The 13466-nt window shown below is 70.2% G+C and carries 12 protein-coding genes and 1 tRNA gene; 10 read left to right on the forward strand and 3 right to left on the reverse strand.

What is annotated here, in order from left to right; genetic code table 11:
• The 3 genes from STRAU_RS17355 to STRAU_RS17365 all read left to right on the forward strand — a co-directional run.
• Positions 1 to 762, forward strand: a 762-nt coding sequence (locus STRAU_RS17355) for an AIM24 family protein (RefSeq protein WP_037660090.1), incomplete at its 5' end; no start/stop codon positions are given.
• Between the two features lie 11 nt (positions 763 to 773).
• Positions 774 to 1454, forward strand: a complete 681-nt coding sequence (locus tag STRAU_RS17360; protein WP_016641652.1) for an AIM24 family protein — start codon at positions 774 to 776, stop codon at positions 1452 to 1454.
• A gap of 16 nt (positions 1455 to 1470) precedes the next feature.
• A complete protein-coding gene (locus tag STRAU_RS17365) occupies positions 1471 to 2226 on the forward strand; it encodes an AIM24 family protein (protein WP_016641653.1) in 756 nt (251 codons plus the stop codon).
• A 69-nt stretch (positions 2227 to 2295) separates the two neighbouring features.
• On the opposite strand, the gene STRAU_RS17370 is transcribed toward STRAU_RS17365, so the two are convergent.
• Together STRAU_RS17370 and STRAU_RS17375 are read right to left on the reverse strand one after the other, a co-directional pair.
• Complete coding sequence (locus tag STRAU_RS17370) at positions 2296 to 2820, reverse strand: NUDIX hydrolase (RefSeq protein WP_016641654.1); 525 nt, start codon at positions 2818 to 2820, stop codon at positions 2296 to 2298.
• Entirely contained in the window at positions 2817 to 4295 is a 1479-nt protein-coding gene (locus tag STRAU_RS17375) for a zinc-dependent metalloprotease (RefSeq protein ID WP_016641655.1), read from the reverse strand. Before STRAU_RS17375 ends, STRAU_RS17370 begins: the two co-directional genes overlap by 4 nt.
• Before the next feature lie 194 nt (positions 4296 to 4489).
• On the opposite strand from STRAU_RS17375, the gene STRAU_RS17380 reads away from it, so the two are divergent.
• The 4 genes from STRAU_RS17380 (at position 4490) to STRAU_RS17395 (ending at position 7760) form a co-directional block, all read left to right on the forward strand.
• Complete coding sequence (locus STRAU_RS17380; RefSeq protein WP_037660092.1) at positions 4490 to 5692, forward strand: SDR family oxidoreductase; 1203 nt, start codon at positions 4490 to 4492, stop codon at positions 5690 to 5692.
• A 151-nt stretch (positions 5693 to 5843) separates the two neighbouring features.
• A complete protein-coding gene (locus tag STRAU_RS17385; RefSeq protein ID WP_037660094.1) occupies positions 5844 to 6305 on the forward strand; it encodes a molybdenum cofactor biosynthesis protein MoaE in 462 nt (153 codons plus the stop codon).
• 125 nt (positions 6306 to 6430) lie between these two features.
• Entirely contained in the window at positions 6431 to 6613 is a 183-nt protein-coding gene (locus STRAU_RS17390) for a hypothetical protein (protein WP_037660098.1), read from the forward strand.
• 55 nt (positions 6614 to 6668) lie between these two features.
• Positions 6669 to 7760, forward strand: coding sequence for a YlbL family protein (locus tag STRAU_RS17395; protein WP_037660101.1), 1092 nt, complete (start codon positions 6669 to 6671; stop codon positions 7758 to 7760).
• Positions 7761 to 7808: 48 nt separating this feature from the next.
• Here STRAU_RS17395 and STRAU_RS17400 read toward each other — a convergent pair whose 3' ends face one another.
• Entirely contained in the window at positions 7809 to 8366 is a 558-nt protein-coding gene (locus STRAU_RS17400) for a PPA1309 family protein (RefSeq protein ID WP_037660104.1), read from the reverse strand.
• 145 nt (positions 8367 to 8511) lie between these two features.
• Here STRAU_RS17400 and STRAU_RS17405 point away from each other — a divergent pair, with 145 nt between their 5' ends.
• The 3 genes from STRAU_RS17405 to STRAU_RS17415 form a co-directional block, all read left to right on the forward strand.
• Positions 8512 to 11478, forward strand: a complete 2967-nt coding sequence (locus tag STRAU_RS17405) for a UPF0182 family membrane protein (RefSeq protein ID WP_078621287.1) — start codon at positions 8512 to 8514, stop codon at positions 11476 to 11478.
• Positions 11479 to 11555: 77 nt separating this feature from the next.
• Positions 11556 to 11629: transfer RNA gene (locus STRAU_RS17410), tRNA-Met, on the forward strand.
• 248 nt (positions 11630 to 11877) lie between these two features.
• Positions 11878 to 13466: tetratricopeptide repeat protein (locus STRAU_RS17415; protein WP_078621289.1), on the forward strand; the 1589-nt coding region annotated here is incomplete at its 3' end.

Raw genomic sequence — 13466 nt, forward strand, 5'->3', positions numbered from 1 at the left:
GGCCAGCAGCCCCAGGCCCCCGCCCCCGGGCAGATCCCCGGCCAGGCACAGGCCCCGTTCGCGGGCGCGCCGGGCGGCGTCCCGCAGGCCGCCCCGCAGGGCGCCGGCGTCGCCGCCGCGCTCCAGAAGTACCGCGAGGCCGCCACCGGCCAGCGCTGGACACAGCAGAACGAGAAGCTGGTCCGCGTCGACCTGGGCGTCGGCGACCAGCCGGTGCTCGCCCGCCAGGGCAGCATGGTCCTGTACCAGGGCAAGGTCGAGTTCGGCTACAAGGGCGCGGGCTTCCAGGGCCGCATCGTCGGCAACGCGACCGGCCAGGAGATGCAGCTCATGCGCTGCTCCGGACGCGGCCAGGTCTTCCTCGCCGAGGAGGGCACGCATCTGCACCCCGTCGAGCTCCAGGGGGACGCGATCTGTGTCTCCGCGGAGAACGTCCTCGCCTTCGACGAGTCCCTCCAGCACGAGGTGCGCCGCATCGAGGGCCACGGGATCCCCGGTGGCGCGCTGTTCGTCATGCAGTTCCAGGGGACCGGCACGGTCGTCGTGAAGACGCACGGAATGCCCGTCGTGCTGCCGGTCACGCCGACGACCTTCGCCGACTGCCACGCCGTGGTGGCGTGGTCGGCGGCCGCGCAGGCGATCGTCTCCAGCCAGGTCAGGCTGCGCGGCAACGCCTCCGCGGGCTCCACGGGGGAGAGCGTGAACCTCCAGTTCCGTGGCGCGCCCGGCAATTTCATCGTCGTCCAGCCGTTCGAGGTCTGAGGGAGCCCGTCATGAACCAGCAGCTCGCGGGCTTTGCCCCGGCACCCGTCGCCGCCCGCATGGAGAACCACGGCCACCACATGGTCAAGGTCGCCATGCAGACCGGAAACGACCTCCTCGCGCGCGTGGGATCGATGGTCGCCTACGAAGGCTTCGTGCAGTACGAGCCGAATCCGCCCGCCGTCCGCCAGATCGCCCGCGACTGGATCACCGGCGAGGGCGCCCCCTTGATGAAGTGCTCCGGAGACGGCCTGCTCTATCTCGCGGACTACGGAGCGGATGTCGTCGTCATCAACCTGGCGGGCGACTCGCTCTCCGTGAACGGCACCAACCTGCTGGCCTTCGACGCGAGCCTCCAGTGGGGCGTCGAGCGGGTCAAGGGCCTGGCGAAGTTCGCCGGGCAGGGCCTGTGGAACATCAAGGTCTCCGGCCAGGGCTGGGTGGCGCTGACCTCGCGCGGGACGCCGATCGTCGTCGACTGCGGCCGCGGCGACGACGAGACGTACGTGGACCCGGACGCCCTGATCGCCTGGTCGCCGAACCTGAAGGTCAAGGGCAAGCGCAGCTTCAGGGCCGGTTCCCTGATCGGGCGCGGCAGCGGCGAGGCCTACCAGATGGGCTTCTCCGGAGAGGGCATCGTCGTCGTACAGCCCAGTGAGGACAGCACCGACCGCCTCCGGATCCGGAGCTGAGGGGGAGCAACACACCATGCAGAGCCCGCTTTTCGCGCACACCGAGCAACAGACCCAGGAGCGCTACACCGTCCAGAACCCGCAGCTCCTGCGGGTCGCCCTCGAAGGCCACGACGACGTGCTCGCCCGCAAGGGCGCCATGGTCGCCTACCAGGGCCTGGTGGAGTTCGACGCCGAGTACCAGAGCCGGGGCCAGCAGCGCGCCCGCGCGCGCACCGGCGAGGGCCTCGACCTGATGCGCTGCCACGGACAGGGCACCGTCTACTTCGCGAACCTCGCGCAGTACATCCACTTGGTGGACGTGGACCAGGACGGCCTGACGGTGGACAGTTCATACGTCCTCGCCATGGACTCGTCGCTGACCCACCAGGTCATCGCCGTGGACAGCCAGTACGGCATCTCCGGCTCCGGCAAGTACCAGCTCAACATCACCGGGCGCGGCAAGGTCGCCCTGATGACGTCGGGCCAGCCGCTGATGCTCCAGGTCACCCCGGACCGGTACGTCAACGCCGACGCGGACGCGATCGTCGCCTGGTCCAACGGGCTGCGGGTGCAGATGCAGGCCCAGACGCACTCCTCGGGCGTGTGGCGGCGCCGCGGCAACACCGGCGAGGGCTGGGAGCTCAGCTTCATGGGACAGGGCTACGCCCTCGTCCAGCCGAGCGAGATGCTGCCGCCGCAGCACGCCAACATCGGCCAGGGAGCGCGCGCCCAGTTCGGCATGGGGCAGCAGGGGGCCCGCGGGCAGAACCAGGGCAACGTCTGGAACTGAGCCGCTGAGAGACATGGGTAAGGGGCGGTCGCCATGGCGACCGCCCCTTACCCATGTCTCATAGGCGTGTCACAGCCGGGCGCGAGTGGCCTCCACCAGGCGCACCACCGACTCGTCCGCGACGTCCGCCACCTCGTCGTACGCGAACCAGCGCAGGTCCAACGATTCTTCGCTGATCGACTCGACCGCGTCCGGCGGGGCGAGCGCGGCGTACTGCACGTCCAGGTGCTGGGTGCACGGCCCCGGGATCGGGTGCCGGTCCAGGCGGACCGGGCCGCCGGGCAGCAGCGACAGGCCCGGGACGCCCGACTCCTCGGTGGCCTCACGCAGCGCGGCGGCGGCCAGGGAGGCGTCGCCCGGCTCGCAGTGGCCGCCCATCTGAAGCCACATCCGCAGCTTCTTGTGGAGCGTGAGCAGCACGCGCCCGCGCGACGGGTCGACGACCAGGGCACTGGCGGTCACATGCCCGTCCGTGCATGCCTTCCACATGCCGTCGTCGGGGTGCGCGGACAGGTGGTCCAGGTAGTACTGGCGCAGCTCTTCCTGGTTCTCGTATGCCTTCAGGACGAGAACGGCGTCATCGTGCAGGCTCACTTGCCGTCGTCGTCCTTGCCGCTGTCGTCCTTGCTGTCGTCGGCGGCGGTGTCGTCGCTCTTGGGGTCGCCCTTGGACAGGTCCGGCCTGCCCGCCGTGCCGCCGCCCGCCGCCTCGCCGAGCATCTTGTCCAGCTCGGAGAAGTCCAGCTGCTCGCGGTGCACGAAGCCGTCCGGGTCGTCCAGGTCGGACGCCGTCGGGAGCATGTCCGGGTGGGCCCACAGGCCGTCCCGGCCGTCCACGCCGCGCGCGTCCGTGAGCGAGGCCCACAGGCGCGAGGCGTCCCGCAGCCGGCGCGGGCGCAGCTCCAGGCCGATCAGCGTCGCGAAGGTCTGCTCGGCGGGCCCGCCGGTGGCGCGGCGCCTGCGCAGCGTCTCGCGCAGCGCGTCGGCGGACGACAGGCGCGGCTTGGCCGCCGCGTGCACGACCGCGTCCACCCAGCCCTCGACGAGCGCCAGAGCGGTCTCCAGGCGGGCGAGGGCGGCCTTCTGCTCGGCCGTGTCCTCCGGCTGGAACATGCCCTGCTGGAGTGCTTCCTGAAGCTGCTCCGGGTTCTGCGGGTCGAACTGGCCGACGACGTCCTCCAGCTTGGAGGTGTCGACCTTGATCCCGCGCGCGTACCCCTCGACGGCGCCGAACAGATGCGAGCGCAGCCACGGCACGTGGGCGAAGAGCCGCTGGTGGGCGGCCTCGCGCAGCGCCAGATACAGGCGCACCTCCTCCATGGGCACGCTCAGGTCCTTGCCGAACGCCTCCACGTTCACCGGGAGGAGCGCGGCCTTGCCGGCCGGGCCCAGGGGCAGCCCGATGTCCGTGGAACCGACGACCTCGCCCGCGAGGACGCCGACGGCCTGGCCGATCTGCTGGCCGAACATCGCGCCGCCCATGGAGCGCATCATGCCGATCAGCGGGCCCGCCATGGCCTGCATCTCCTCGGGCAGGACGTCACCCATGGCCAGGCCGACGCGCTCGGCGACCGGGTCGACCAGTTCCTTCCAGGCCGGGAGGGTGGCCTCGACCCACTCCGCACGGCTCCAGGCGACGGCGCTGCCCGCACCGGACGGCAGGGACGTCGCGTCGTCCAGCCACAGGTCCGCGAGGCGCACGGCCTCCTCGACCGACGTGCGCTCGGCGGGGCCGACGCTCGCGTCCTTGGTGCCGTCAGCCGTCCCCTGGGAGACGGTCTGGCGCGCGATGTCCTTGGCCATGTCCCAGTTCACCGGCCCGCCCTCGTACGACAGCATCTGGCCGAGCTGCTGGAAGGCGGCGCCCAGGTCGTTCGGGTTCATCGACCCGAACATCGCGGCGAAGGGATTGTCGCCGCCGGCGCCCCCCGCTCCCAGGGCCCCGAAACCGAACGGGTTGGCAGGGCCACCGGAACCCTGTCCCCCTCCGGGGGTGTCCTTCTTCTTGCCCTCGTCGCCGTTCTCCGGCTCCTCCGGCGGAAGGCCGAATCCGAATGGGGTGTCACTCACGGGATTCCTCGGCTCGTTGGGCCACCGGATCTTGGGTCCGGTGGCGATTGCCCGACAACACCACCCAGCGTAGACACCGCGGCCGGTTCGGGCCTCGGTGCTCCGCCGCCTCGGGGGCTGCGGCAGGATGGATGCCACCTGGTACGTACGCGTCAGTTCGCGCGTGTACTGAAGACAACCGCTGGAGACGCCCGGTGAGTTCCCCAGATCCACAGGTTCGCGCAGCGCGAAACCCCTCAGACCCGAAGCCGGCAGGGCCTGCCGGAGAGCCGGACTCCGTCCGGGCGGCGGAGACGCCCCCCGCGGTGGCGCCCCAGCGCGACGGCTCCCCGTCCGCGGGCCCGCGCGGCCCCGTCGTCGCCGTCACCGGCGCGGCGGCGGGCGTGGGCGCGCAGCTCACCGAGCGCCTGGCGGCGTCGGAGGCGATCAAGCAGGTCGTGGCCATCGACGAACGGCGCGGTGACTGCGCGCAGGCGCAGTGGCACATCCTGGACGTCCGGGACCCGGCGATCGCGGAGAAGCTGCGCGGCGTGGACGTCGTGGTGCACCTGGCACTCGATCTCGACCTGGAGACCGACGCCGCGGCCCGTACGGCGTACAACGTGCGCGGTACCCAGACCGTCCTGACGGCGGCTGCCGCCGCGGGCGTGCACCGTGTCGTGCTGTGCACGTCGGCGATGGTCTACGGAGCACTGTCCGACAACGAACTGCCCCTCTCCGAAGACGCCGAATTGCGGGCGACGGCGGAGGCGACCGGCGTCGGCGACCTCCTGGAGATCGAGCGCCTCGCCCGGCGCGCCCCCCGCGCGCACCCCGGTCTGAACGTCACCGTGGTGCGGCCCGCGATCTTGGTTGGCGGCACCGACACCGCGCTGACCAGGTACTTCGAGTCTCCGCGGCTCCTTGTGGTGGCGGGGTCGCGGCCCGTGTGGCAGTTCTGCCACGTCGACGATCTGTGCAGCGCGCTGGAGTACGCGGTCGTCGAGAAGGTCGACGGGGAACTGGCCGTCGGCTGCGACGGGTGGCTGGAGCAGGAGGAGGTCGAGGAGCTGAGCGGGATCCGGCGCATGGAGCTGCCGTCCACGGTCGCTCTCGGCGCGGCGGCACGGCTCCACCGGATCGGGCTCACGCCGTCCCCGGCCGGGGACCTCGCGTACACGATGCATCCCTGGGTCGTCAGCGTCAGCCGCCTGCACGACGCGGGGTGGCGGCCGCAGTGGACCAATGAGGAGGTCCTCGCGGAGCTGCTCGAGGAGGTCGCGGGGCGGCGCACTGTCGCCGGGCGGCGGCTCGGGCGCAAGGACGCGACGGCGGCGGGGGCCGCGGGAGCGACGGTGGCCCTGTTGGGTACGGCCGCTCTGGTGCGGCGGGCGCGGAAGGCCCGGCGGCGGCTGTAGCCCCCGGGGTCACCCGTTCCGCCCTGCGGAACGATTGCCCACAGCCGGAACAGGCACGGGACCCTTGCTGTAGGGAGGTCCAAGGCTTCCCCGTGGGTGCCGGGTGAAAGGGCTATTCCTGGATGTCAGTGGTGTGCGGCACGATGGCTGCATGGCACGTAATCCGATGGACCACCCCGGTGAGCAGGCCGCTGCCGAGCCGATTCGGCTGCTCGCGATCCGTGACACCCCGCTCTCGCTCGACGAGGTCTTCAAGGCCGTCGGCGACGACGCCGCGGGGGGCACGGCGCTGTTCGTCGGGACAGTGCGCGATCACGACGGCGGCGCGGACGTGGACGAGCTCGGGTATTCGAGCCACCCCAGCGCCGAGGCGGAGCTGCGGCGCGTGGCGGAGAAGGTCGTCGCCGAGTTCCCGGTGCGCGCCCTGGCCGCGGTGCACCGGGTCGGGGACCTCTCCGTGGGTGACCTCGCGGTCGTGGTCGCGGTGTCCTGCCCGCACCGGGCCGAGGCATTCGCGGCCTGCCGCAAGCTGATCGACGACCTCAAGCACGAGGTGCCCATCTGGAAGCACCAGCGGTTCTCCGACGGCCAAGAAGAGTGGGTCGGCGCGTAGCGTCGTCGTTGTTGCTCCACAGGGCTCAGGTTGCGTAACCCGACCCCTGCCGTGAGCGTTGACGGAGCGGATGGTTAATCTGCTGATCAGTCAGTTGTGGTCGCTCATGGGGTCGGGAGGTCGACGTGGCGTCACTTGCCTGGTTGCTGATTCCGCTTCTGGCGGCGATCGGTGCCGGTCTGTGGGCGGGCTGGGCCAACCGGAACCGCAAGAGCGGCAGGACCGGTGACAACACCGAGCTGAACGGCTACGCCGCGTTCCGCGAGGCGATGGAGAAGTCCCACTCGGGCTCCGACACCCCTGCCTGATCACGTACGGCCGCCCCAGGGATGCACCCACAGGGCCGTCCCGTACTGTCGTTCCATGCCACGCCGCACTGCGACGATGCTCGCCTCCACCCTGATGCTGATCGCGCTGCTCTGCGCCGGAGTGCTCATCAAAGTGCCGTATTCGGAGATGTCCCCGGGGCCGACGGTGAACACCCTGGGGGACCACGACGGCGAGCCGGTGCTGCAGATCTCGGGCCGCAAGACGTACGCCACGAGCGGCCACCTGAACATGACGACGGTCAGGGTGACCAGCGCCGACTACAAGATGAACCTCGCGGAGGCCGTGTACGGCTGGATGGCGCACGACAACATCGTCGTCCCGCACGACACCCTGTACCCGGACGGCAAGACCGAGCAGCAGTCCACGCAGGAGAACGCCGAGGAGTTCAGCCAGTCCCAGGAGAGCGCGAAGGTCGCCGCCCTCAAGGAACTGAAGATCCCGGTGAAGTCCCAGGTGGTCGTCGCCACCGTCTTCAAGGACAGCCCTGCCGAGGGCAAGCTGCACGCGGGCGATGTCATCAAGAGCGTCGACGGCACGGCCGTGAAGGAGTTCACGGACGTCGCCAAACTGGTCACGAAACACAAGCCGGGTGAGCCCGTCGTGTTCGGCGTCGTCCCCGTCAAGGAGGCCGCGGCCGCCGAGAAGGCGGGCAAGGAGCCGGCCGCGAGCGAGACCGTGAAGATGACCACGGAGAAGGCCGAGGACGACGGCCGCGCGGTCGTCGGCATCAAGGCCGGGACCGACCACACCTACCCGTTCACGATCGACATCAAGCTCGCCGACGTGGGCGGGCCCAGCGCGGGGCTGATGTTCGCCCTCGGCATCGTCGACAAGCTCACGCCGGGCGACCTCACCGGCGGCAAGTTCGTCGCCGGCACCGGCACCATCGACGACACCGGCAAGGTCGGCCCGATCGGCGGCATCGAGATGAAGACCGTCGGCGCGCGCGACAAGGGCGCCGAGTACTTCCTGACGCCGAAGGACAACTGCGCGTCCGCCGCGAGCGATGTCCCCGACGGGCTCACGCTGGTCAAGGTGGACACCATCGACGACGCCGTGAAGTCCCTCAAGGCCATCAGCAAGGGCGACACCGCCGACCTGCCGAAGTGCACCACCAAGGGCTGACGGAACGGCAGTGGCCGGGGCGGCCGACGCCGGCCCCGGCCACGGAAGCTACTCCGCGAAGGTCGCCGCCAGCGCCTCCGCGAGCCCCGGCACCAGGTCCGAGCCGGTGAGGACGTCCGTGGCGGAGTCCTTCTCGCGCAGCCGCAGCGCCGAGTCGCGGGCGCCGTCGCGCAGCACCGCGACCGTCATGCGGACCTCCTGGCGGTCCGGGTGCTTGGCCACCCACTTCGCGAGCTGCTTCTCGCTCATGCCCTCCGGCACGGAGGCTTCGGCCGACGGCGGAAGCATCAGGCGCTCCACGCTCAGGGCGCAGCCGGCGACCGAGTCGGGCCAGGCGATGGTGCCGAGGAACTCGTCGAGCGGAGCGCCCGCGGGCAGCTCGTCCTGTTCGATGGGGGTGAGCGGCCCGGCGGACGGGTCGTCGGACAGACCGAGGCGGTCGGCCAGGGTCGGCTCCTGGGCGCGCAGTTGGGCGGTGTCGACGAGAGCGAAGAGGCGAGCCGGCTGATCCCAGCCGAGCGACGCGACATATTCGTCGATTTCGAGCACTGCGCGGGTGAGGGGGCTCGCGGCCATCGGAGGGCCGGAGGAGGAAACGTTGGGCATGACCAATATCCTGCCTCGTTCAGACCCCGGAACGGGAACTGAGTAAAGCGTCGGTAAGTTGCATGAGTGGGCTCTACGATCGCGGGGCCTGTTTCAGCCAGCCACAGCTACAGCGAACTTCGAGGTGCGCACCTTGGCTTTCCAGATGCCGGACCGCGGCGGAGGCCCGACGGGGCCACGGATCAGAGTGGGCCGACCGTCCCGTCGTGTCCGGACCCTGCTCATGACGCTCGGCGTCCTGGCCGTTCTGGCCATGGCGTTCGTCATGTTCGCGGGATTCTGGACGGACTGGCTCTGGTACCGCTCGGTCGGTTACTCATCGGTCTTCACGACGACCCTGTGGACCAAGATCGGCCTGTTCTTCGCCTTCGGTCTGCTCATGGCGGCCGCGGTCGGCCTGAACATCTGGCTGGCGCACCGGCTGCGCCCGCCGCTGAGCGCCATGTCGATGGAGCAACAGAGCCTCGACCGGTATCGCATGGCGATCGCGCCCTACAAGAAGTGGCTGCTGATCGGCATCACGGCCCTCGTCGGCCTGATCGCGGGCGCGTCCGCCTCGGGCCAGTGGCGCACCTGGCTCATGTGGGTCAACGGCGTGCCCTTCCACCAGAAGGACCCCCAGTTCCATCTGGACGTGTCCTTCTACGCCTTCGACCTGCCCTGGTACCGCTTCCTGCTGGGCTTCGGCTTCGCCGCCACGGTGCTCTCGGTGATCGCCGCCGCCCTGACCCACTATCTGTACGGCGGCCTGCGCATCACCAGCCCCGGCGGGCGGGCCACGGCCGCGGCCACCGGCCACCTCTCGGTGCTCATCGGCATCTTCGTCGCCCTCAAGGCGGTGGCGTACTGGCTCGACCGGTACGGCCTCGCGGTGAAGTCCAGTGACTTCAAGGCCACGGGCAACTGGACGGGCCTGCGCTATGTGGACGCGAACGCCTATCTCCCGGCGAAGACCATTCTGTTCTGCATCGCGGTCATCTGCGCGCTGCTGTTCTTCGCGACGCTCTGGCGGCGCACCTGGCAGCTGCCGGTGATCGGCTTCGGCCTGATGGTGCTCTCCGCGATCCTCATCGGCGGGCTGTACCCGGCCATCGTGCAGAAGTTCCAGGTCCAGCCGAACGAGCAGGCCAAGGAGTCTCCGTACGTCGAGAAGAACCTCGAGGCGACCCGCAAGGCGTACGGCATCGGCGGCACGAACGTCAGGGAGTACCCCGGCGTCAGCAAGACCGACGACAAGACGAAGCTGCGCGACGACGTGGCGGGTGCCGCGAGCCTGCGCCTGCTCGACCCGAACATCGTCTCGCCGACGTTCCAGCAGCTGCAGCAGATGAAGAACTACTACGGCTTCCCGTCGAACCTGGACGTCGACCGGTACAAGACCAAGGACGGCAAGGAGCAGGACACCGTCATCGGCCTGCGCGAGCTGAACCTGGACGGCATCCCGAAGAACAACTGGATCAACGACCACTTCCGCTACACCCACGGGTACGGAGTGGTCGCGGCCAAGGGCACCGAGGCCGACGAACAGGGACGGCCGAAGTTCACCGAGTCCGACCTGCCGTCCAAGGGCAGCCTGGGCCAGTACCAGCAGCGGATCTACTACGGCGAGAAGACCACGCAGTACTCCATCGTCGGCGGTCCCCAGAAGGAGATCGACTACTCCGACGACAACGGCGAGAAGACGACCAGCTACAAGGGCAAGAGCGGCGTCAACCTCTCCAATCCGCTGAACAGAGCGGCGTACGCGGTGTCGTTCGGCGAGCCGCAGATGCTCTACTCCGGAGCGATCGGCGAGGGCTCGCGGATCCTGTACAACCGCACGCCGAAGGAGCGCGTCGAAGCGGTCGCCCCCTGGCTGACCATCGACGGCGACGCCTATCCGGCGGTCGTCGGCAAGAAGATCCAGTGGATCGTCGACGCGTACACCACGACGAACGGCTATCCGTACGCCTCGCGGACCACGCTCGGCGACACCACGGCCGACTCGCTGACCGCGCGGAACAACCAGCGCGCGGTGGTGGCCCAGCAGAACCAGGTCAACTACATCCGCAACTCGGTGAAGGCGACCGTCGACGCGTACACCGGCGAAGTCAAGCTGTACGAGTGGGACACCAAGGACCCCGTCCTCAAGACGTGGCGCAAGGCGTTCCCGGACACCGTCAAGGACAAGAGCGAGATCTCCGCGGCCCTGATGGACCACCTGCGCTACCCGCAGGACCTGTTCAAGGTGCAGCGCGAGCTGCTCACCCGCTACCACGTGAAGGACGCCGAGACGTTCCTCAGCGGCAGCGAGGTGTGGCAGGTGCCGGACGACCCGACGAACCAGACGTCGAGCGCCGTCCCGCCGTACTACCTGAGCATGAAGATGCCCGGCCAGAAACAGCAGGACTTCTCGCTGACGACGTCCTTCAATCCCAACGGCCGGGACAACCTGAGTGCCTTCATGTCGGTCAACGCCGAGGCGGGAACCGATGACTACGGCAAGATCAGAATCCTGAAGATGCCGTCGAGTACGACGGTCGACGGACCCAAACAGGTCCAGAGCAAGTTCAACTCCAACGAAGCGATCGCCGAACAGATCAGACTTCTCAAGGGCGGCGACTCCGAAGTCGACTACGGGAATCTGCTGACGGTGCCGTTGGACGGGGGGCTGCTCTATGTGGAGCCCGTCTATGTGAAGGGCGGCGGGCTGAAGTACCCGCTCCTGAAGAAGGTCCTCGTCACCTACGGCAACAAGATCGCCTTCGAGGACACCTTGGACAAGGCGCTCAACGTGGTCTTCGGGACAGCGGACAAGTCGCCCGTCAAGCCACCGGACCAAGGTGAGAAACCCGACAAGGAGAAGCCGCCGGCCACGGGTGACACCGACAACCCCGAGCTCCAGAAGGCCATCGACGACGCCCAGGCGGCGATCGACGAGGGCAAGGAGGCGCTCAAGCGGGACGACTGGGAGGCGTACGGCAAGGCCCAGGAGAAGCTCCAGGACGCCCTGCAGCGGGCGGAGGACGCCCAGCCCAAGCCGTCGGGAGGCGACGGCGACGGGAAGGGGTCGGACAAGGAGCCCGAGAAGGATCCGGAGAAGGATCCGGACAAGGGCGGTGACGGCGGCTAGTCCGCCGCCGCCCGCCCGTAGCGCGCGGACAGCGCACGGGCACCACCTCGCGCCGTGGTACGGTTGCAACACAACGGCGCGGGGTGGAGCAGCTCGGTAGCTCGCTGGGCTCATAACCCAGAGGTCGCAGGTTCAAATCCTGTCCCCGCTACTGCACGACGAAGGCCCGGATCCTCCAGAGGATCCGGGCCTTCGTCATGTTCCGGACCGCCCCGCCCGCTCGGTCTATACCGATGGCCCGTGCCATTGGTGTGGGGTTCGTGCGAAGAGTGGTCCGAGCGGGGTGAGTTGAGCAAAGCTGTGTTTCACTTATCTCTCTGTGGGCATGTCGACAAAACGCTGAAGTGACCTCACTGGCTGCGGTATACCAGGTGTACCCAGGTTGCAGGTGGTGCGACGATGGACGTTATGGGGGACAAGGCAACTCTGTTGGAGACGGGGCGGTTTGCGCAGCCGGCCGACCGGGAGGATCCCGGGGCGGTCGCTGAGGAGATGCGGCACCGGCTCGCGGCCGAGGCCGGAGACGTGGACGCGATGAGCGTTCTCGGCAGCCTGCTGCTGCGCCGCGGCGATCTCGACGGTGCCGAATCCTTGCTGCGCGGCGCGACCGCGGCCGGTGACCGTGCCGCCGCCAACAACCTCGGCGTCCTCCTGCACCAGCGTGGATATGTCGATGAAGCGGCAGGATGGTGGCGCATCGCCGCCGTTGCCGGATCCGCCGCGGCCGCGCACGCGCTCGGCCGGCACCACCGCGAGCGCGGCGACGAGCCCGCCGCCGAGTACTGGCTCAAGCAGTCCGCCGAGCAGGGCCACACCCTGGGGGCGTACGCCCTCGCCGACCTCCTGGAGCACCGCGGTGACGTCGGCGCGGAGCGCTGGATGCGTACGGCGGCCGAGCGCGGTCACCGGGAGGCGGCGTACCGCCTGGCGCGCGCGCTGGACAAGCGTGCGGAGCGGGAGGGCCCGGGGGAGGGCGACGCACGCCCGGGGACGGGTGTGCGCGCCGGTCTCGGGCGCCCCGCCACGGGGGCGCGGTTCGACGGAGCGAAGACCGGTGTCGTACGCCCTGGCGAAGGGGCGCGTCGCAACGCCGCGCGCCCCGGGAGTGACGCGCGCTCCGGTGACGCGCGCTCTGACAACGGACGCGGAGACGGTGCACGGCCGGGCGGCGCCGACGACAAGCGTGCCGACGGTCAGCGCGCCGACGGCGGGCTCTCGTTCACCGACGAGGCCGAGCAGTGGTACCGCCAGGCGGCCGCGCGCGGTCACCGCCGCGCGGCCCTGCACCTCGGCGCGATCCTGGAGCGGCGCGGCGAGCTGAAGGAGGCCGGCCGCTGGTATCTGACGTCCGCGAAGGACGGCGAGGCCCGGGCCGCCTGCGCGCTCGGCTTCCTGCTGCGCGACGCGGGCGACGAGGGCAACGCCGCCGTGTGGTGGCTCAAGGCCGCCCAGGACGGCGACGGGAACGCCGCGAACGCGCTGGGCGCGCTGCACGCCGAGCGCGGCGAGACCCAGACCGCCGAGCGCTGGTACCGCGCGGCGATGGACGCGGGCGACAACAACGGGGCGTACAACCTCGGCCTGCTGTGCGCCGAGCAGAAGCGCACCGCCCAGGCCGACCAGTGGTACCGCCGCGCCGCGTACGCCGGGCACCGCGAGGCCGCCAACGCGCTCGCCGTGCTGCTGCTCCAGGGCGGCGACGCGGCCGGCGCCGAGCCGTGGTTCTCCAAGGCCGCGGAGGCGGGCAGCGTGGACGCGGCCTTCAACCTCGGGATTCTGTACGCGAGCCGGGGCGACGACGCGGCGGCCCTCAAGTGGTACGAGCGGGCCGCCGCGGCCGGGCACACCGAGGCCGCCCTCCAGGTCGGCACGGCACGGCTGCGCGACGGCGACGAGCGGGACGCCGAGCGCCACCTGCGGTGCGCGGCGGGCGGCGGCAGCGCGGAAGCGGCGTACCGCCTCGGGACCGTGCTCGACGCGCGGCGGCC

This window comes from Streptomyces aurantiacus JA 4570, from assembly GCF_000414115.1.
GTDB lineage: Bacteria > Actinomycetota > Actinomycetes > Streptomycetales > Streptomycetaceae > Streptomyces > Streptomyces aurantiacus_A.

Bases quoted from the DNA above. Each gene is read 5' to 3' on its own strand.
- STRAU_RS17365 (WP_016641653.1), top strand. From the start codon at position 1,471: ATGCAGAGCCCGCTTTTCGCGCACACCGAGCAACAGACCCAGGAGCGC.
- STRAU_RS17385 (WP_037660094.1), top strand. From the start codon at position 5,844: ATGGCACGTAATCCGATGGACCACCCCGGTGAGCAGGCCGCTGCCGAG.
- STRAU_RS17395 (WP_037660101.1), top strand. From the start codon at position 6,669: ATGCCACGCCGCACTGCGACGATGCTCGCCTCCACCCTGATGCTGATC.
- STRAU_RS17360 (WP_016641652.1), top strand. From the start codon at position 774: ATGAACCAGCAGCTCGCGGGCTTTGCCCCGGCACCCGTCGCCGCCCGC.
- STRAU_RS17405 (WP_078621287.1), top strand. From the start codon at position 8,512: ATGCCGGACCGCGGCGGAGGCCCGACGGGGCCACGGATCAGAGTGGGC.
- STRAU_RS17400 (WP_037660104.1), bottom strand. From the start codon at position 8,366: ATGCCCAACGTTTCCTCCTCCGGCCCTCCGATGGCCGCGAGCCCCCTC.